The organism is Micromonospora sp. WMMC241 (assembly GCF_027460165.1).
GTDB lineage: Bacteria > Actinomycetota > Actinomycetes > Mycobacteriales > Micromonosporaceae > Micromonospora > Micromonospora humi.
Genome location: NZ_JAPZBF010000001.1, coordinates 1,488,579 through 1,505,123, shown reverse-complemented (window position 1 = coordinate 1,505,123; position 16,545 = coordinate 1,488,579). Strand labels below are relative to the sequence as shown.

Below are 16,545 nucleotides of genomic sequence, written 5' to 3'. Positions count from 1 at the left end.
GCAGGGGCCCCTTCTCGACAAGCGCCGCTCAGAGATCGGTGACCCGGATGCCGGCGTGCGCCTTGTAGCGCTTGTTGATCGCGATCAGGTTCGCGGTGAACGCCTCGATCTGGTGGGCGTTGCGCAGCCGGCCGGCGTAGATGCCGCGCATGCCGGGGATCCGGGCGGCCAGCGCGGCGACCACGCCGACGAGGTCCCGGTCCTCGGTGCAGATCAGCACGTCGAGGTCGATCCGGTCGACCTCCGGGTCGGCCAGCAGTGGCGCGCTGACGTGGTTGAAGGCGGCGCAGACCCGGGATTCGGGCAGCAGCGCGGCGGCCTGCTGCACGGCGCTGCCCTCGGCCACGGTCAACGCGTACGGGCCCTGCTTGTCGAAGCCCAGCGGGTTCACGCAGTCCACGACGATCTTGCCGGCCAGCGGCCCGGCGAGCGCGGCGACCGTGGCCTCGTGCCCGTCCCACGGCACCGCGACGATCACCACGTCGCTGCGGCGGGCGACCTCGTCGTTGCCGGCGCCGGAGACCGGGGCGTCGGCCGGCACGCCCGGCAGCGCGGCGATCTCGGCGGCGGCCTCGGCGGCCCGGTCGGCGGCGCGGGAGCCGATCAGCACGGTCTGCCCGGCCCGGGCGAACCGGTAGGCGAGACCCCGCCCCTGGTCGCCGGTGCCACCGATGATGCCGACGGTCAGCCCGGAGATGTCGGGCAGCGTGGTCGCGTCGTAAGCCATGCGGTCATCCTCGCAAAACCCGCCACCGGTCGGCGCGGCGAGGCGCTGTGACAATTCCCGCGCCGGTGCGTCGGGCGCTCGCGCGCCCGACGGCAACCGCCGGTCAGGCGCGTTCGAAGGCGACCTTGCGTTCCACCGGGTCGGCGACCGTCAGCCGGACCTGGACGCGCTCGCCGAGCGGCAGCTCGCCCGTGCAGCGGGCCCGTACCGGCGGTTCGTCGAGCGCTACCGTGCCACCGGGTGGCCGGCCGGCCCGGCCGTTGCCCGCCGGTCGGGGCTCGTCCACGTCCAGCACCGCCGCCTCGAAGGTCTCCCCCACCCGGTGGGCCAGCAGCACCGCCTCGGCCAGCTCGATCGCGCCTCGGGTGGCCGCCCCCGCGGTCCGGTCGGTCGTCGCCATCACCTCCGGCAGCTTCGGCAGCGCCTCGCGGACGTGCGCGGGCACCTCCCGCCCCTCGTGCAGGGCCAGGCAGGCCTCGGTGGCGTAACGGTCGGCGAGCCGGCGCAGCGGCGCGGTGACGTGCGCGTACGCGGCGGCCACCCCGCCGTGCTCGGGCTGTTCGGGCGCCGCGCCGTCGAAGGCGGTGTACGCGGCCCCGCGCATCAGCTCGGCGGACTGGTCGACGAAGGCGGCGGCGCGGGGCTGCGACGCGTCCAGCCCGGCGAGCACCTGACCGACCGAGGTGCCCTCCGGCCAGGGCACGCCGAGCGGGCCGGCGGCCAGCCGCAGCTTCTCGACCGCCTCCGGGCGGGGGCGGGGCATGGTGCGCAGCAGGCCGATCCCGCCGGCGAGCATGATGTCGGCGGCGGCCATGCCGGTGAGCAGCGAGATCTGGGCGTTGTGCTCCTCCATCGCGCCGGGGCCGCGCAGCACCAGCCGCCACCCGTCGCCGTCGGGCTCGACGTCCTGCTCGGGCAGCGGCAGGTTGATCGCGCCCCGGCTCAGCCCACGGGTGGTGAGCAGCGCCCCGATCTCGGGCAGCAGGGCGATGGGCTCGGGCAGGCGGCCGGCGTCGGCGTCGCGTTGCACCCCGCCGTAGTCGAGCTTGGCGCGGCTGCGTACCCGGGCCCGTTCCAGGGCGACCGAGACGGTGCCGCCGTCGGCGTCCAGGTCGATGGTCCAGAGCACGGCGGCCCGGTCGACGTCGGGCAGCAGGCTGGCCGCCCCCTCGCTGAGCGTGTGCGGGTGCAGTGGCACGTTGCCGTCGGGCAGGTAGACCGTCTGGCCGCGGCGCCACGTCTCGGCCTCCAGCTCACCCCCCGGGTGTACGTGGGTGAGCACGTCCGCGATCGCGTACCGGATGCGGTATCCCCCACCGGGCCGGCGGGCGAGGTGCATGGCCTGGTCGAGGTCGCGCGAGGTCGCCGGGTCGACGGTGACGAACGGGATGTCGGTCCGGTCGGGGACGGCCGGCAGCGGCGCGGCGGCCGCGGTGTCGGCCTCGCGCTGCGCCGCGGCCGGGAAGCTCTCGGGCAGTCCCAGCTCGCGGCGCAGCGCGCCGAAGTCGATGCGGGGCGCCAGTACGCGTCGGATCACCACGCGGTCAATCCTGACAGTGCGCCGCACGTTCCGCTCACCGGCGCGGCGGTGTCGAGAAGGGGCCCCTGCTCTACCGGATGCGTTGAGCGGGGCCCCTCCTTACGACTCAGGCTCGGCGGGCGGCCGCCTTGCGCGCGGTGGTGGTGCTCTTGCGCGCGGGCGCCTTCTTGGCCGCCGTGGTCTTCTTCGCCGCGGTGGTCGTCTTGCGCGCCGTCGTGGTCTTGCGCGCGGGCGCCTTCTTGGCCGCCGTCTTACGGGCGGTGGGACGCGTCGAGGCGGTGGTCTTCTTCGCCGCGGTCGTCTTCTTCGCGGCCGTGGTCTTTTTGGCGGTGGTCTTCTTCGCCGCCGAGGTGACCTTCCGAGCTCCGGTGGCCTTCTTCGCCGGGGCCTTCTTCGCCGCCGTGGTCTTCCGCGCGGTGGTCTTCTTCGCCGGGGCCTTCTTGGCCGCGGCGCTCGTCCGGGCGGTCGTGGTCTTCCGCGCGGTGGTCTTCTTCGCCGCCGCCGTCTTCCTGGCCGCGGTCGTCTTCTTCGCCGTCGTCTTCTTCGCCGCCGTCTTCTTCGCGGTGGCCTTCTTGGCGGGCGCGCTCTTGGCGGTGGTCCTGGACGCCGGTGCCTTGCGCGCCGCCGACACGGCCTTCTTGGCGGCCGCCTTCTTCGCAGCCGCCTTCCTGGCCGGCGTCCGTCCGGCGCCGGCGCCCGAGGCGTTCGGCGACGCCTTGGTGACCGTCGTCGTCCTGCCCGCGGTGGTCTTCTTCGCGGTCGTCCGTTTCGCGGCCGGGCGGGTGGCCTGCTGTGCTTCGGCCATCTCGGTTCCCTTTCCTGGGGACGTGCTGCCGCCCTCGCGGAGCACGGATCACCTCGACGCGGTCCGTCCCGCGCCGTCTATCGGCCCTCCCCGGCCCAACGGGCGTCCTCGGCATCCCACGCTTCGTTCCGCTCCTGCACCTTCTGCAGGGCGTTCTCCGCGTCGGCGGCCGAGGAATACGGTCCGAGAACGTGCTTCGCGGGACACACGTCGGCATCGGTCTCGACCCGGTGGTGTCGCGTGCACCAGTAGTAGTGCCCACCACTTCCGTCGTCGCTCATGCGATCACTGTGCACCGGGAATCGCCCGGCCGCCACCGGAACGCCACAAATAGTCGCCGCCCTCTCCACATTAGACCTGGTCGGGGCGGTACCGACGGGGAATGGCCGAACCGCCGCGAGCGGGCCGGCCGGCCGTCGAGCCGATCGGCCGAACCGGCGACGCGTGCCTCAAGCGGACACCGGCGCGGGCTCCGCAGCCGGCGCGGCGGCCCGCGCCGGACGGGCCACCGCGATGGCGTACGCCACCGCGTAGGGCGTGCAGGCCACGTAGAACATCGGCTCGACCAGCACCTTGTCGGTGATCAGGAACCGTTCCCACTCCGTCGGGCGGGGCAGCCCGAACGACCAGTCGGTCAGGCAGGTGAACAGCCACATCGGCGCGGAGATCCGGTCCACCGAGTCCGGCGGCAGCTCGGTGAACGACGCGGTCGCCGGGATCGTGGAGACCACCGTGAGCACCACCGCCGCGTCGGCGGCGACCAACGCGCCCAGCAGCCCGACCAGCCAGGCCGCCCGCGCCCGCCCCCGCCGGGCCAGCGCCCCGGCCCCCCAGAGGGCCGGCACCAGCAGCGCCAGCCAGAGCAGGAGCCCGGGCACCATCTCCGCCACACCGCTCTCCGCGCGGCTGGCGAACCAGCCGAGCACCACGGCGATCGTCGCGGCGATCGGCAGGACCACGCCGAGCGCGGTGGGCAACGCCCCGACGCGTACGGTCCGGCGTGCGGCCCGGGTGACGACGAACGCGAGCAGCACCCCGAGCCCGGCCGCGACCACGGACCAGATCGGCAGCTGCGCCGCTGTGGCCCACAGCACGCCGAAGGACAGCCACCCGTAGGCCAGGTTCATCACCAGCGCGGCGACCACGATGACCGCGACGCAGGCCGGCGGCGCGAGCAGCAACACCCCGGCGGTGCGCCACAGCCGCCCGGGCACCGGAGCCCGGTCCGGAGCCGTGGCCGCCCGGCTGGTCGCCAGGCTGGCGGCGAAGCGGAGCATCGTCCACCGCCGCCCGGTCCGGGTCAGCTCGTGCAGCTCGGCGGCCCACTCCCGGGCCAGTTCGTCCCGCAGTTCGGCCGGCCAGCGGCGCACCGCCACGCGCAGCAGGAACGCGGCCACCCGCCCGGTCACCACGCCGCCGCCCCGGTCGCACCGGCGCCACCCTGGTGGGGCCGTTCCGCGGGTGCGAGGGCGCGCAGCTCGGCCAGCGCCAACCGGCCGGCGCGGATCCCCTCGCCGGTGAGGCGGTAGTAGCGACGGGCCGGTCGACCGGCGGCGACCGGGTCGACGTCCTCCCAGTCGGCGGCGAGCCAGGCCGCCGCCTGGAGGCGGTGCAGCACCGGATAGAGCGTCCCGCTGGGCAGGCCGGTGAGTCGCATCAGGTCGAGGCCGTAGCGCGGCGCGTCGGGCTCGGCGAGCAGCGCCGAGAGCACCTTCACCACCGGAATGGTCAGTCGCACCACCTCTTTATAGCATCTCTACATAGGGTTGGCGGCTAGCCTCTCCGACATGGCCCCGCACCGTCTCGACCGTGTCGTCGCCCGCCGCGTCGCCGTACGCGCCCAGTTGCTGGACGCGCACCGGCCGACCGACCTTCGGTCGGTGGTGGACCGGCTGACCTTCCTCCAGATCGACCCGACCGCGGCGGTCGCACCCAACGCCGACCTGGTCGCCTGGACCCGCCTCGGCGCCGGCTACCGGCCCGACGACCTGGTCCGGGCCCTGGAACGGGAGCGCAGCCTCTTCGAGCACCGGGCCATGATCCGGCCCATGGCGGACCTGGGCCTGCACCGCCCGGAGATGTCCGCCTGGCCGACCGATGCCCGGCGACGCGACTGGCTGGCCGCCAACGCCGGCTTCCACCGTTACGTGCTGGACGCGCTGCGCGATGCCGGGCCGCGGCTCAGCCGGGACATCGAGGACCGCAGCGTGGTGCCGTGGCCGTCCACCGGCTGGACGAACAACCGCAACGTCACCCAGATGCTGGAGTTCCTCGCCGCCCGCGGCGAGATCGCCGTCGCCGGGCGAGCGGGCCGCCAACGGGTCTGGGACCTCGCCGAACGGGTCTACCCGGCCACCGCGGCGGTCCCGGCGGACGAGGCACGCCGGCTGCGGGCCGAGCGGCTGCTGCGCTCGCTCGGCGTCGCCCGGCCGACCGTGGTGGGCGACGCCGGCGAGCCGGCGGAGATCGAGGGTACGACCGGATGCTGGCGCGTCGATCCGGCCGCGCTCGACGGCACGCCGTTCGCCGGCCGCACCGCGCTGCTCTCCCCGTTCGACCGGCTGGTGCACGACCGCGTCCGCGCCCGGGAGCTGTTCGACTTCGACTACCGGCTGGAGATGTACGTGCCGAAGGCACGGCGGCGTTGGGGCTACTTCGCCCTGCCCGTGCTGCACCACGACCGGTTGGTGGGCAAGGTCGACGCGACCGTCGACCGCAGGGCGTCGGTGCTGGGGGTCGACGCCATCCACCCCGACGTGCCGCTCACCCCGGAGCTGACCGACGCCGTCCACGGGGAACTGGCCGCGCTCGCGTCGTGGTCGGGCCTGCGCGACATCCGCCTCCCGGCCGGATCCGCGTAGCAGGCGGCTCCACGATCGACCATCGGCCGACGAGTCCCACTTACGGGACCGACGGACGGGCGGGCGAGCCACCCAGGTGGATCACCGGCCGCCAACGTGCAGGCTGCACATTGCTGTGCAAGCCTCGACGGAGCATATTCGCGGGAGGCGCCGGCTGTCAGCCCGCACGACACCCCGAGCGGCGACCGGCCCACCCGGACGACCCCTGGGGAGAACACCGTGGGCAACCTCGACGTCGCGTTGAAGAGCGCGATGAGCATCGACGGCGCGATCGGCGCCGCGCTCGTCGACTACACCAGTGGCATGACCCTCGGCGTGGCCGGCGGCAACGGCGAGGTCGACCTGACCGTCGCCGCCGCCGGCAACACCGACGTGGTCCGGGCCAAGCTGCGCACCATCGAGATGCTGAAGCTCGACGACGAGATCGAGGACATCCTCATCACGCTGGGCAGCCAGTACCACCTGATCCGGCCGCTGAGCAACCGCACCGGCAAGGGCCTGTTCCTCTACCTGATGGTGAGCAAGAGCCGGGCCAACCTGGCGATGGCCCGGCACCAACTGCGCGCGATCGAGGAGAGCCTGGAGCTGTGAGCCGGGTGGACAATCTCCCCCGCCGTACGCCGGCCGGGGCCGGCACCCTGCCCCCGCAGCGCAAGCTGCCGCCCTCGTTGGCCGGCAACCCGGCGCTGCCCTACCCGGCCATCGGGCAGGAACTGTCCGCGTTGCGGCTGCAGATCCCCGGGGTGCACGGCTGCGTGCTCGGCGGCGTCGACGGCCTGCTCATCACGCACAACCTGCAGAACGACGCCAGCCCGGACGACCTGGCGGCACTGGCGGCGACCATGTTCGGGCTGGGCCGCCAGGTCGGGTTCCGGCTGGGCCAGGGCGACTTCCAACAGTCCACGGTCCGCAACGCGAACGGCTACCTCAGCGTCTACGCGGTCAGCCGGCAGGCGCTGCTCGCCGTGGTCGGCACGGACAGCATCAACGTGGCCCGCCTGCACCTGCACGCCCCGGACACCGCAGCCCGCCTCGCCGACCTGCTCGACGGCGTCACCCCGACCACGTCCTGACCCGAGCCGGTCGCGGTGGCCCGGAGAGGCCGCCGCGACCGGTCATGGATCAGGAACCGACCTGGCTCAGCGGGCCGGCCAGGCTGGGATAGTTGCGGGTGCTCATCGCCTGGATGCCCGCGGTGTGGTCACCGTTGAACGGGGTGGGGTTCGCCGGGCAGCCGGCCGCCACCGCCTCCTGCGGCGAGTTGAACCAGAAGCCCAGGTGGTAGGTGTGGATCGGGGCGAACGCCGGGTTGACCGTCGCGTCGACGCCGGGGTGCGTGTTCGGCGCGGGCTGGCCGCCCGGCGCGACGGCGAACGTCTCGATGTTGAAGCGTCCGACCACCGTCGCCCGGGCGAGGCCGTGCTGGTTGGAGCGCATGTCGCTCTGGTACCACGCCACCCCGAACGGCGCGTCGGGCACCTGCAGCACGAACAGGTCGAAGTTGGTCCGCGGCGGCAGGCCGACGGCCCGGATGGTCAGGATCTCGTTGGGCCCCTGCGGATGGACCCGCACCACGGCGCGGGCGTTCGGCAGACAGTCGGCCGCCTCGGCGCCCTGCGAACGGACCATCGTGAACGAGAAGCTGCGGCCATCCGCGCCGGCGGGACTCCGCACCACGCCCGACGCGACGAGCGTGCTGGCCGCGACCACGGCGAGACATGCCCCGACAGTCCTGATCTGGAATCTCATGACGCCCTCCATTCGCCGGGTCGATCACCTCCGACCGCCAGCGCTCGCCGGCTCGGGCCGGCGTGGCGGGGCGGACGCCCGGCCACGGACACGTTATGACCACCAATCGCCATCGGTATCCATAAAGACCGAGATCCGTCAATATGATCAGTTTTCAGTATCCGGATCCCGCAGCCCGACGCAGTCGTGCCGCCAGAACGTGTCCGGGTAGACGAACGTCCCGGTCATCCACGGCTCGTACGCCGACAGCTTGACCACCTGGAACGCGGCGTCGGGGATGCGCAGGGACGGCTTGCGGAAGCCCTGCTGCACCGCCGGCGAGAAGCCGAGCCGGGAGTAGTACCGGGGATCGCCCTCGAGGAAGACCAGCGGCACCCCGCGTACGTCAAGCTCCTGGAGCGCGTGCCGGACGAGCGCCGAACCGATGCCGCGGCGTTGCCGGCGCGGGGCGACGCCGAGCGGGCTCAGCGACACCACGTCGACGAGCCGCCGGGGCGCGTCCAGCCGGCACCGGCTGAACATCACGTGCCCCACGAGCCCGCCTGCCTCCTCGCCCGACTCCTCCGCCACCAGCGACAGCGCGGTGGGGTCGTCGTGACGCAGGTCGTCCACCAGGCGTGCCACCACCTCGCCGTGCTCGCCCCCGAAAGCCTCGCGGTGCAGCGCGCCGACGCGGTCCCGGTCGCGGGTCTGTTCCTCCCGAAGATCCATGGCCGGACGGTAGGAGGCACGCCCCCGGGCCGACAAACGAATAACCCGCTTGATTCTCCGGCTTGCCGGCACCCTCGCATCGCCCAGCCCGTGCCGTTCACGCTGCGCCTGCTGGCGAGGTCACCGTCCGAGCGCGTGCGCGATGGCCGACTTGATCTCCTCGTCGCCCGCGCCGAGCAGACGTGCGTCCCGGACGAAGATGGCAGCACGTTCGTGGAGAACGTCCTCCGACGCGCGGCGTGGGTTGACAGCGACACGCGTTCCCCCGCCACGCCGGGAGATGATCAGCCCGGCCGCTTCCAGTTCCCGGTATGCCCGGGCCACCGTTCCGACCGCCAATCCCAGATCGGAGGCGAGTTGGCGGAGCGGTGGCAGTCGCTCCCCGGGCCCGAGCACCCCGTACTCGATCAGATCCGAGAGCTGCCGGCGCAGTTGTTCGTACGGGGGCGTCGGGTCGTCGGTCGCGACGGTCAGGGTCGGCCGCCCGGTCATGCCCCGGCCTCGTCCGCGGTGGGCTTCTCGGGGACGAGGACGGCGGTGGTGCACCAGGCGGTGAAGGCGATCACCGCGGGCAACACGGCGAGCAGGAACCAGCCCACCGGCTTGCCCCAAGCCGGGCCGCATGCCGTCGCCAGCAGTGTCCAAGAGGCAGTCGCGCAGACCCCGGCGAGCGGGAGGCCCACCAGGATTCCGCCGGCGCCGGCGACCGCACGCGCGGCGCGCCGGCGCAACAGGTCGTCCATCCGGACCAGATCGCCGGTGCTGCCCAGCCGCGGCCGGCGAACGATGCTGCGGAGCACCACGTACGCAGTGACCAGGCCGAGCAGCGCGAGGACGGCAAGCGGAATCGAGTAGAACGACCCCGGCCACGGTCCGTGTCCCTCGGAAGTCGTGGGAGGGCAGTGCAGCTTCAACGCCCGTCCAGGATTCCCGAAGTCATCCGGGCCGCCTGTGGCGGTCGTGACGGTCAGCAGCGCCGTCAGCCCAGCAGCAGCGACGGCGACCGCCCAGCCGAGGCGGCGCGGGAGGTAGTCCCCGACGGTGCGGACCTCCACGGCCGCGCTTCGCGTCGCACCCCTCGGCGGCGCCACCCGCGACTCGCTGACCAGCACGCTCACCAGGACGGACAGCCCGAAAACCGGCGCAGCCAGCAGCGCTCCCAGCTCGAGCGGGTCCGATGCCGCCACTCCGGCCCCCAACACCAAGCCGACGATCACTCCCGCCCACCGCCACCTTGTGGTGCGACGGACCGCCTCCTGGTGCACCCCGTCCGGTGCGTGGCGGGCCGAACGAGCCCGTCGCCAGGACATGGTCACGGCGATCGCACTGACCACGAGGTACAACACGGTCACGATGATCGGGAAGCCGCCCATGAGACCCCTCCGCTTGTGTCAGTCGCTCGACACAACAATGGTCGCGGCAGGTCGGCCCTTGTGTCAATCACTTGAGACAAGTTGCGGTGGAATCCGCGCCGCCACGACGCGCGAGCTACGGGGTCGCATCGCACGGGATCGCGCGTCGTCGGGTTGTCACACGGACGGGTCCCAGGCTGCGAGCTGATCGAAGATGCGACGGTCGCCCTCGAACTCCAGCGCATCCAGCGGTATGCGGCCGTAGAAGAACAGGACCAGGTCACTGGCCGTACCCCGGGCGGAGACGTCGGCCGGGTCGAGGTGCTCGCCGGCAGCGGCCATGAGGTGGGCGACCTGTGCGCCGTCGCCAGACAGCCGGAGGCGCCAGGAGCGACCCTCGATGGCGTGGTAGTCGACGACGGCGGGGGTGTGCGGCCAGGCGACCGTCGTCGCGCAGAGGGTGAACTGGCAGTCGTCGAAACCGTCGAGGGCGACCTCCTCCGACAGCGGCTGCGGGGCACCCACCGTCAGCTGGACGTCGTAGGTGTGCACCGCGATCTCGGGGACCTGACGCCGCGCCCAGGCACCAGACGTCTGCGGTGACGGCGAGTCATCCCACCACGTCCAACAGCCGCGATCCGGGCCGGCCTCGCGCAGCGCGCTCGTCAGCACCTCGACGGACTCGGTCCACCAGGCCAGCAGAGCCTCCCGTTCCCGAGGCGCACCCGTGCCGTCCTCCCACGCCGACTTCTCCGGGGGCGCGTCCGCGGGCCCGGCGGCGACGACGGCGGCCGTCTTGCGGCGGCCCATGCCCACGTGTCGCACGAGATCGAACAGCGTCCGCTCCGGATGCGTCGGCACCGGCAGGTCGAGGCTGGGTGCCGCTTCGACCGCAGCGCGGAAGGCGGCCGACCGCTCGTCGATCAACCGCAGATGATCCAGGAACGTGAGAGTCTTGTGCACCCGGCTTTCTAGCACGGGGCTCCGACGACCGAACAGCGGATTTCGCAGCCGAGGTGGCGGCCCCGGCACCGCTCACGCTGCCGTCCCCCGGTTCAGGCGGTCACCGGACCGGGACGATGGTGGCGGCCAACACCCGCCATCTACCGTCCTCACGCACCCACAACCGGGTGTAGCGCAACCGCGCGGACACAGCGGTACCGCCCTGAACCGCGTCCACCGCGGCGACCATGCGGGTCAGACCGGTCTCACCGTCCTCCTGGACGTCGAGCGACTCCTCCACCAGGTTCGTGATCCGCAGGGCCCCCGAACGATGGCTCTCCAGGTCGTCTTCCTTCGAGAAAATCGCGCCGTCCGGTCCAGCGCCCACGACCCGGGGGTGGAGAAGCGCGTCGAGGGCCTCGACATCGCCGCCACGCTGAGCGGCTTGGAGCTGCCGTTCCGCAGTATGGAGATCCATCCACCGATCCTCTCCAGCGCCCCCGCTACCGGACAAGCGGCTACGCTCGCGGCAGAACATCGCGGCTCTGAGCTGGTGGGCGACGGACGAGTCGACCTGTACGCCGGATTGTGAAGGGTACACACACTCTGAACAGGCGTTTCGTTCCTCGGAAGCCCGCTCAGGGCGTCGCCAGGGCGTCAGGCGTGGGAAGTGTCATCACCTGCGAGGTCCCTCAGTTGCACTCGCTTCTTGGCCACGTTGTAGGCCCATGCATAGGTCGAGACCTTGCGATCAACTCCAAAATGCTTGCCGGTTGCCTCCTCCAGGACGACATAGAAGTCATCAAGGCACCGCGCTCCGCGCGGTGCGGGGCGGCAAGCCCGGCCGGCGGCAAGCCGCCCCGGCCGCCTACGGCGCCGGGGCGGTGAGCCACCGACAACCGCCGGGACACCGCCCCCACGGGAAGGAACCAGCTCTGCGAGGCCGTGACGGAAGCCGGCGGCGCGATCTGACCAAGTGGTCGGGGCTTCCGACTGCCGCGCCAGTCCAACCCCGGGACTGGCTTGCCACCGGATCACCGGCTAGTGCTCTGACCACAAACGTTCGCGGTGTTGGATGACACGTCGCGAATGCGCCCGCCTCCGCTGCGAACGCCAACACCGATGGGGCCAGGCCAACAGCCGGGCAGCAGCCTGACGAAGACCGCCAACGCTCGCGGGCACGCGCATTGTCGCGGTCAGTGGGTGGACGTGTAGAGGGTTAGTAAGGCCAGGGCGGGTGCAGCGGTGGCGATCAGCGGTCCGGCTACTCGCAGAAAGCGATCGCCGCGGCCGGGGAGCAGCGCCAGGATCCGAACGACGAGCAACGCGATCAAGGCCAGCAAGCTGACGGTGAACGCCATACCCCAGCCGCGGCGGAACGCGTCGCCGCCGGGCGTGGAGTCCCAGCCGACCGGACCGCTGCTTCCACGGGTAGGCGCGAAGACGGCGGCTACGAGCAGCGTCAGAATCAACGGGATGCGGCGGATCCAGTGGCGGCTGCCGCGCTCGGGGATCGCGTGGCCGTGGGGGACGCGCGGGCGGTTGAGCGGGTCATTACCGAGTTGTCGCTCGCGGCGCTGCCCGTCGAGCAGGAACACCAGCGCGGCGGCTGGCGCGAACGCGGCGGTTGCCCAGCCAGCCGTGGTCATCCAAGTCGGTGAGCCATGCGTGGCCCGGCTCGCCCAGCTGAGCAGGTGGGGCACGAGCAGCATGTGGGCGACGACGAATGCGGCGACCGGGACCGCGATCGCGCAGAAGTGCGCCAAGCGCTCAGGCCAAATGGGTGGTGGGAGGCGATGGGCGGGGTGCTCATCCCGGGACACGAGTATGCAGCGTAGCGACCCGGCGCTAACCCAGCGGGGCTGGGCGCACCGGTCCTCGTCAGGAACTGATCAGGCCGGGACGGCTGCCCACCCATCAAGGGTTCAGGCTGGCCATGCTCGTCTCGATGAACCAGCGGATCACCTGCCGGACGGCATGTCATTCAACAGCGTGAACGTTTGTGGTCAGAACACTAGCGAAACCAGCTCCACCGCCAGGACGTGCCCGACCCTCCCACACCGCCGCCGGCCCCGACTCCGGAACCACCGAGCGCCGGCCCGGAGAGGCCCCACGACGGCACAGCCCGACCGACCGAAACGAGGTCAACTGAGCCGGCGCTCAGGGCGTCTCCAGGGCGTCAGGGCGTCGTCAGGGCGTCAAATGCCGGCCAAAGTTGACCAACGACGACCATCGACGCCCGGACATTGAACCAGCTCAGAGCCTTGATCAGGTCCCTGAGCTGGTGGGCGACGGACGAGTCGACCTGTACGCCGGATTTTGTGCCCGGCACGCCCGAAGGCGCGCCGGCGGCGGCCATCCATCTCGGCCTGCCGTCGCCGGCAGGCTCCAGCGGCCTACCCGCAGACATCGGGCGGGCAGCCCTCAAGCGTCTGCGCGGGTCGTCATCTTGCGGTGACGGCCCTTTCTTGGCCTTGCTCCGGGTGGGGTTTACCGAGCCACCCCGGTCACCCGGGGTGCTGGTGGGCTCTTACCCCACCGTTTCACCCTTACCGTCCCGTAACGGGCCGGCGGTCTGTTTTCTGTGGCACTGTCCCGCGGGTCACCCCGGGTTGCCGTTAGCAACCACCCTGCCCTGTGGAGTCCGGACGTTCCTCGGCGGCGGGCCGGAGCCCGCCGACGCGACCGCCCGGTCGACTCGTCCGTCGCGCACCCATCCTAACGACGCGCGCGCCGCCCCCATTTCCACCCCGATGCGTCACCCGATTTCGGGGAGGATGACCTGCTCCAGCAGCGCGAGCGGGGTCCGCCACTGCTCGGGGTGGTCATAGTTGCCGGCGGTGACGGCCACGGTGAGGTCCAGGCCGGGCAGGACGTAGAGCCGCTGGCCGCCGTTGCCCATCCCGGCCACCAGGTCGTGGCCGGCGACGGTGTCGAGATACCAGTGGTAGCCGTACCGGGCGCCCCACTCGGTCCGCAGGCGCGGCTGGAGCATCGTCCGGAGCCAGTCGGCGGGAACGAGACGCCGGCCGTCCCACGTCCCCTCACGAAGCACCAGCTCGCCGATCCGGAGCAGATCACGCGGTACGAGTCGGAGCCCGGACGCGGCCGACGCCACCCCGTCCGGGCCGGCCATCCACTCGTACCTGCTGATGCCCAGCGGCTCGAACAGCTTGGCCTGCGCGTATTCAGGCAGGGTCTGCCCGGTGCCGTCGGCGATCAGGTGGCCGAGCAGGGCGGTGGCACCGCCGCAGTAGGTCCAGCGGGTGCCGGGCGGTTCGACGACCGGCCGCTCCAGGACGTATCGGTAGCGGTCGGGTGCCAGCTCCATCGCGATCTCGGCGTTGGCCGGGCTGTCGTACGGCAGGTCCTCGCGCCACTCCAGCCCCAGCGACATGGTCAGCGCGTGTGCGACGGTGAGCCGGGCACGCCGGGGGTCGGCTGCCAGGTCGGGGTATTGCGGGAAGCGCGGCAGCAGCGCCTCCTCGGGCGCCGGGACCAGCCCGTCGTCGAGGGCGACGCCGTACAGCAGGGCGGTCACGCTCTTGGTGACCGAGCGGATGTCGTGCAGGGTCTCGGGCCCGAACTCCACGACGCCCAGCGGATCGCCCCAGGAGAAGTCCTCGCCGGAGCCGTAGTGCTCCAGCAGGAGCTGGCCGCCCCGGGCCACCACCACGCCGTGCAGGCCGTCGAGCCGGCCGGCCCGCAGCGCCTCGTCCAGCCGATCACGCATCTGCGCCCCTCCCCCGCGTACCCCAGCCCGTTATACCGAATCCGCGCCCGCGCGGCGGCCCCGCGGGCGGCGGAAGGCGGGCGTACTAACCTCGGGGATCATGGATCTCTCCGACGTCGCGTTGCTGGTCGTCGCCGGTCTGGCCGCGGGCACGGTGAACGCGGTCGCCGGCGGCGGCTCGCTGATCACGTTCCCGGCGCTGATCGCGACCGGGCTGCCGCCGGTGGCGGCCAACGTGTCGAACTCGGTGGCGGTGTTCCCCGGGTACGCGGCGAGCGTGGCGGGCAGCCGGGCGGACCTGCCGCGCGGCCGGGCGCTGTGGTCGCTGCTGCCCACCGCCGCGGTGGGCACGGTGGTCGGTTGTGTGCTGCTGCTGGCCACCCCGGCCCGGGCGTTCGAGCTGGTGGTGCCGTTCCTGGTGCTGGGCGCGACCGCCGTGCTGGCGTTCCAGGATCCGCTGCGCCGGCTGGTCGGCCATCCGGCGCGGTTGAGCCCGCGCCGCCGTACCGTCACCGTGCAGACCATGGTCCTGGTCGGCACGGTGTACGGCGGCTATTTCGGCGCGGCGCTCGGGGTGATGCTGGTGGCCGGGCTGGCCCTGGTGCTGGATGCGACGCTGGCCCGGGTCACGGCGGTGAAGAACCTGCTGTCGGCCGTGGTGGGGCTGACCACGCTCGTGGTGTTCGCGCTGTTCGGCCCGGTGCAGTGGGTGGCCGTCGCGGTGGTCGCGCCGGCCACCCTGGTCGGGGGGTATGCGGGCGCCCGGCTGGCCCGCCGGCTCCCGGCGGTGGTGTTGAAGACGGTCATCGTGGTGTTCGGCACGGTGATCGGCCTCTACCTGCTGTGGCGCGCGCTGACCTGACCGACCGTCAGTAGGCCTCCCCCACCGGCTCCTCCGGGGCGTGCTCGGCCGCGCGGGCGGCCCGGTTCCACACCACCCGCTCGCCGTAGCCGGCGGCCATCAGGTGGCCGAAGGCGAGGTAGACCAGCACGCCGACGGCGAGGACCCCGAAGCCGACCCAGAACGGCAGGGCCAGGCCGTGTTCGGCGAGCTTGCCGGAGATGATCGGTGCGGGCGCGGCGGCGCCCCAGCGGACCAGGTTGAACGCGCCGGTGGCGATGCGCCGGTCGGCGGAGCCGAGGCCGAGCGCCAGGTCGGTCAGGTTGGCGTTGGCCAGGCCCATGAACAGGCCGGCGATCACGAGTACGACGAGCGACATGGCGGTGCCGGTGGAGGTGGCGAACAGGACCATGCAGACGAGCAGGCCTCCGATGGCCACGCCGACGGTCTGCACCGCGCCGATCCGGTGGGCGAGCCGGTGCCCGATCAGCAGGATGCCGGCGGCCAGGCCGAGGCCCCAGCCGGTGAACGCCAGGCCCAGCGGGATGACGTCGAGGCCCAGGTACAGCGGCGTGTAGCCGAGCACCACGAAGAAGACGAAGTTGTAGGCGGCGGTGACCACGCAGAGGGTGATGAACGCCGGCTTGCGGTAGGTGGTGAAGATCTGGCCGAAGCGTACCGGTGCCTGCTTGTTCGTGGGTTCGCGGAGCTTGCGGGCGGCGACGCCGAGCGCGAGCACCATGAAGATGCCGCAGACGAAGAACGGCAGCCGCCAGCTCACCTCGCCGAGCAGGCCGCCGATCAGCGGGCCGACGGCGAAGCCGAGGCCGAGCGCGGTCTCGAAGAGGCCGACCACCCATTCCCGGTCGTTGGCCAGGTTGACCAGCACCACCATGGCGGTGGCGAAGAACATCGCGTTGCCGAGGCCCCAGACGCCGCGCAGCACGGAGAGCTGGACGATGTCGTTGCTGAACGAGGCGAGGATGGCGGCCAGGCCGACCACCGAGACGCCGGTGACGAGCACCGGTTTGAAGCCGAACCTCCCGCTGGCCAGGGTGGCCGGGATCATGCCGACGGCCATCACCGCGATGTACGCGGTGAAGAGCAGTTCGACCTGCCAGGCGGTGACGCCGATGGCCTCGCCGATGGCGGGCAGGATGGGGTCCACCACGGCGATGCCGGCGATGGCGAGGAACGCCACGAGCGTGGTGGCGTAGATGGCACTGCGGTTGGGCTCGGATCGCCGATCCACTCCGCAACCTCCCAGATAGCTGTATCGTACAG

Annotated in this window: 20 protein-coding genes and 1 other RNA gene; 5 read left to right on the top strand and 16 right to left on the bottom strand. The window is 72.3% G+C overall.

Features of this window, described 5'->3' with window-relative positions; translation table 11 throughout:
- Positions 1-28: 28 nt before the first annotated feature.
- The 6 genes from npdG to O7598_RS07305 all read right to left on the bottom strand — a co-directional run bounded on the left by npdG (position 29) and on the right by O7598_RS07305 (position 4,810).
- Complete coding sequence (gene npdG / locus O7598_RS07330; protein ID WP_269690593.1) at positions 29-727, bottom strand: NADPH-dependent F420 reductase; 699 nt, start codon at positions 725-727, stop codon at positions 29-31.
- Positions 728-830: 103 nt separating this feature from the next.
- Entirely contained in the window at positions 831-2,267 is a 1,437-nt protein-coding gene (locus O7598_RS07325; RefSeq protein ID WP_269690592.1) for an RNB domain-containing ribonuclease, read from the bottom strand.
- Positions 2,268-2,373: 106 nt separating this feature from the next.
- Positions 2,374-3,072, bottom strand: a complete 699-nt coding sequence (locus O7598_RS07320; RefSeq protein WP_269690591.1) for a histone — start codon at positions 3,070-3,072, stop codon at positions 2,374-2,376.
- 77 nt (positions 3,073-3,149) lie between these two features.
- On the bottom strand, positions 3,150-3,353 hold the full coding sequence (locus tag O7598_RS07315) for a hypothetical protein (RefSeq protein WP_091060091.1): 204 nt from the start codon (positions 3,351-3,353) through the stop codon (positions 3,150-3,152).
- 168 nt (positions 3,354-3,521) lie between these two features.
- The gene (locus O7598_RS07310; RefSeq protein ID WP_269690590.1) at positions 3,522-4,481 is read right to left on the bottom strand and encodes a hypothetical protein; all 960 of its coding nucleotides are present in this window, start codon (positions 4,479-4,481) and stop codon (positions 3,522-3,524) included.
- Positions 4,478-4,810 carry a PadR family transcriptional regulator gene (locus O7598_RS07305; protein ID WP_091059118.1) on the bottom strand — a complete coding sequence of 111 codons (333 nt, stop codon included), beginning with the start codon at positions 4,808-4,810 and terminating at the stop codon, positions 4,478-4,480. Before O7598_RS07305 ends, O7598_RS07310 begins: the two co-directional genes overlap by 4 nt.
- 49 nt (positions 4,811-4,859) lie before the next feature.
- Here O7598_RS07305 and O7598_RS07300 point away from each other — a divergent pair, with 49 nt between their 5' ends.
- From O7598_RS07300 to O7598_RS07290, 3 genes are all read left to right on the top strand, one after another.
- A complete protein-coding gene (locus tag O7598_RS07300; protein WP_269690589.1) occupies positions 4,860-5,933 on the top strand; it encodes a DNA glycosylase AlkZ-like family protein in 1,074 nt (357 codons plus the stop codon).
- A gap of 219 nt (positions 5,934-6,152) precedes the next feature.
- Positions 6,153-6,524, top strand: a complete 372-nt coding sequence (locus tag O7598_RS07295) for a hypothetical protein (RefSeq protein WP_269690588.1) — start codon at positions 6,153-6,155, stop codon at positions 6,522-6,524.
- Complete coding sequence (locus O7598_RS07290) at positions 6,521-7,006, top strand: roadblock/LC7 domain-containing protein (protein ID WP_269690587.1); 486 nt, start codon at positions 6,521-6,523, stop codon at positions 7,004-7,006. The genes O7598_RS07295 and O7598_RS07290 overlap by 4 nt, the downstream gene beginning before the upstream one ends.
- Positions 7,007-7,055: 49 nt before the next feature.
- On the opposite strand, the gene O7598_RS07285 is transcribed toward O7598_RS07290, so the two are convergent.
- The 6 genes from O7598_RS07285 to O7598_RS07260 form a co-directional block, all read right to left on the bottom strand.
- Positions 7,056-7,682, bottom strand: a complete 627-nt coding sequence (locus tag O7598_RS07285) for a hypothetical protein (protein ID WP_269690586.1) — start codon at positions 7,680-7,682, stop codon at positions 7,056-7,058.
- Positions 7,683-7,829: 147 nt separating this feature from the next.
- Complete coding sequence (locus O7598_RS07280) at positions 7,830-8,393, bottom strand: GNAT family N-acetyltransferase (protein ID WP_269690585.1); 564 nt, start codon at positions 8,391-8,393, stop codon at positions 7,830-7,832.
- A 120-nt stretch (positions 8,394-8,513) separates the two neighbouring features.
- On the bottom strand, positions 8,514-8,885 hold the full coding sequence (locus tag O7598_RS07275; RefSeq protein ID WP_269690584.1) for a GntR family transcriptional regulator: 372 nt from the start codon (positions 8,883-8,885) through the stop codon (positions 8,514-8,516).
- Positions 8,882-9,766: a hypothetical protein gene (locus O7598_RS07270; protein WP_269690583.1), complete on the bottom strand. Its 885-nt coding sequence runs from the start codon at positions 9,764-9,766 to the stop codon at positions 8,882-8,884. Before O7598_RS07270 ends, O7598_RS07275 begins: the two co-directional genes overlap by 4 nt.
- A gap of 156 nt (positions 9,767-9,922) precedes the next feature.
- Entirely contained in the window at positions 9,923-10,708 is a 786-nt protein-coding gene (locus O7598_RS07265) for a maleylpyruvate isomerase N-terminal domain-containing protein (protein ID WP_269690582.1), read from the bottom strand.
- 100 nt (positions 10,709-10,808) lie between these two features.
- Positions 10,809-11,165: a nuclear transport factor 2 family protein gene (locus O7598_RS07260; protein ID WP_269690581.1), complete on the bottom strand. Its 357-nt coding sequence runs from the start codon at positions 11,163-11,165 to the stop codon at positions 10,809-10,811.
- Between O7598_RS07260 and O7598_RS07255 the strand changes: the two genes are divergently transcribed.
- Complete coding sequence (locus O7598_RS07255; RefSeq protein WP_269695044.1) at positions 11,085-11,279, top strand: hypothetical protein; 195 nt, start codon at positions 11,085-11,087, stop codon at positions 11,277-11,279. The two genes, O7598_RS07260 and O7598_RS07255, sit on opposite strands and share 81 nt — an antisense overlap.
- A 604-nt stretch (positions 11,280-11,883) precedes the next feature.
- On the opposite strand, the gene O7598_RS07250 is transcribed toward O7598_RS07255, so the two are convergent.
- The 3 genes from O7598_RS07250 to O7598_RS07240 all read right to left on the bottom strand — a co-directional run bounded on the left by O7598_RS07250 (position 11,884) and on the right by O7598_RS07240 (position 14,420).
- Positions 11,884-12,453: a hypothetical protein gene (locus O7598_RS07250; protein WP_269690580.1), complete on the bottom strand. Its 570-nt coding sequence runs from the start codon at positions 12,451-12,453 to the stop codon at positions 11,884-11,886.
- Positions 12,454-12,979: 526 nt separating this feature from the next.
- Positions 12,980-13,388: RNase P RNA component class A (gene rnpB / locus O7598_RS07245), an RNA gene on the bottom strand.
- Between the two features lie 57 nt (positions 13,389-13,445).
- Complete coding sequence (locus O7598_RS07240; RefSeq protein ID WP_269690579.1) at positions 13,446-14,420, bottom strand: serine hydrolase domain-containing protein; 975 nt, start codon at positions 14,418-14,420, stop codon at positions 13,446-13,448.
- A 100-nt stretch (positions 14,421-14,520) separates the two neighbouring features.
- Between O7598_RS07240 and O7598_RS07235 the strand changes: the two genes are divergently transcribed.
- Positions 14,521-15,282, top strand: a complete 762-nt coding sequence (locus O7598_RS07235; protein WP_269690578.1) for a sulfite exporter TauE/SafE family protein — start codon at positions 14,521-14,523, stop codon at positions 15,280-15,282.
- A 7-nt stretch (positions 15,283-15,289) separates the two neighbouring features.
- On the opposite strand, the gene O7598_RS07230 is transcribed toward O7598_RS07235, so the two are convergent.
- Positions 15,290-16,513, bottom strand: a complete 1,224-nt coding sequence (locus O7598_RS07230) for an MFS transporter (protein WP_269690577.1) — start codon at positions 16,511-16,513, stop codon at positions 15,290-15,292.
- Between the last annotated feature and the right edge of the window lie 32 nt (positions 16,514-16,545).

Excerpts from the sequence above, each read along its gene's own strand:
- O7598_RS07275 (WP_269690584.1), bottom strand. The coding sequence starts at position 8,885 with ATGACCGGGCGGCCGACCCTGACCGTCGCGACCGACGACCCGACGCCC.
- O7598_RS07320 (WP_269690591.1), bottom strand. The coding sequence starts at position 3,072 with ATGGCCGAAGCACAGCAGGCCACCCGCCCGGCCGCGAAACGGACGACC.
- O7598_RS07270 (WP_269690583.1), bottom strand. The coding sequence starts at position 9,766 with ATGGGCGGCTTCCCGATCATCGTGACCGTGTTGTACCTCGTGGTCAGT.
- O7598_RS07280 (WP_269690585.1), bottom strand. The coding sequence starts at position 8,393 with ATGGATCTTCGGGAGGAACAGACCCGCGACCGGGACCGCGTCGGCGCG.
- O7598_RS07300 (WP_269690589.1), top strand. The coding sequence starts at position 4,860 with ATGGCCCCGCACCGTCTCGACCGTGTCGTCGCCCGCCGCGTCGCCGTA.
- O7598_RS07260 (WP_269690581.1), bottom strand. The coding sequence starts at position 11,165 with ATGGATCTCCATACTGCGGAACGGCAGCTCCAAGCCGCTCAGCGTGGC.
- O7598_RS07285 (WP_269690586.1), bottom strand. The coding sequence starts at position 7,682 with ATGAGATTCCAGATCAGGACTGTCGGGGCATGTCTCGCCGTGGTCGCG.
- O7598_RS07315 (WP_091060091.1), bottom strand. The coding sequence starts at position 3,353 with ATGAGCGACGACGGAAGTGGTGGGCACTACTACTGGTGCACGCGACAC.
- O7598_RS07235 (WP_269690578.1), top strand. The coding sequence starts at position 14,521 with ATGGATCTCTCCGACGTCGCGTTGCTGGTCGTCGCCGGTCTGGCCGCG.
- npdG (WP_269690593.1), bottom strand. The coding sequence starts at position 727 with ATGGCTTACGACGCGACCACGCTGCCCGACATCTCCGGGCTGACCGTC.
- O7598_RS07240 (WP_269690579.1), bottom strand. The coding sequence starts at position 14,420 with ATGCGTGATCGGCTGGACGAGGCGCTGCGGGCCGGCCGGCTCGACGGC.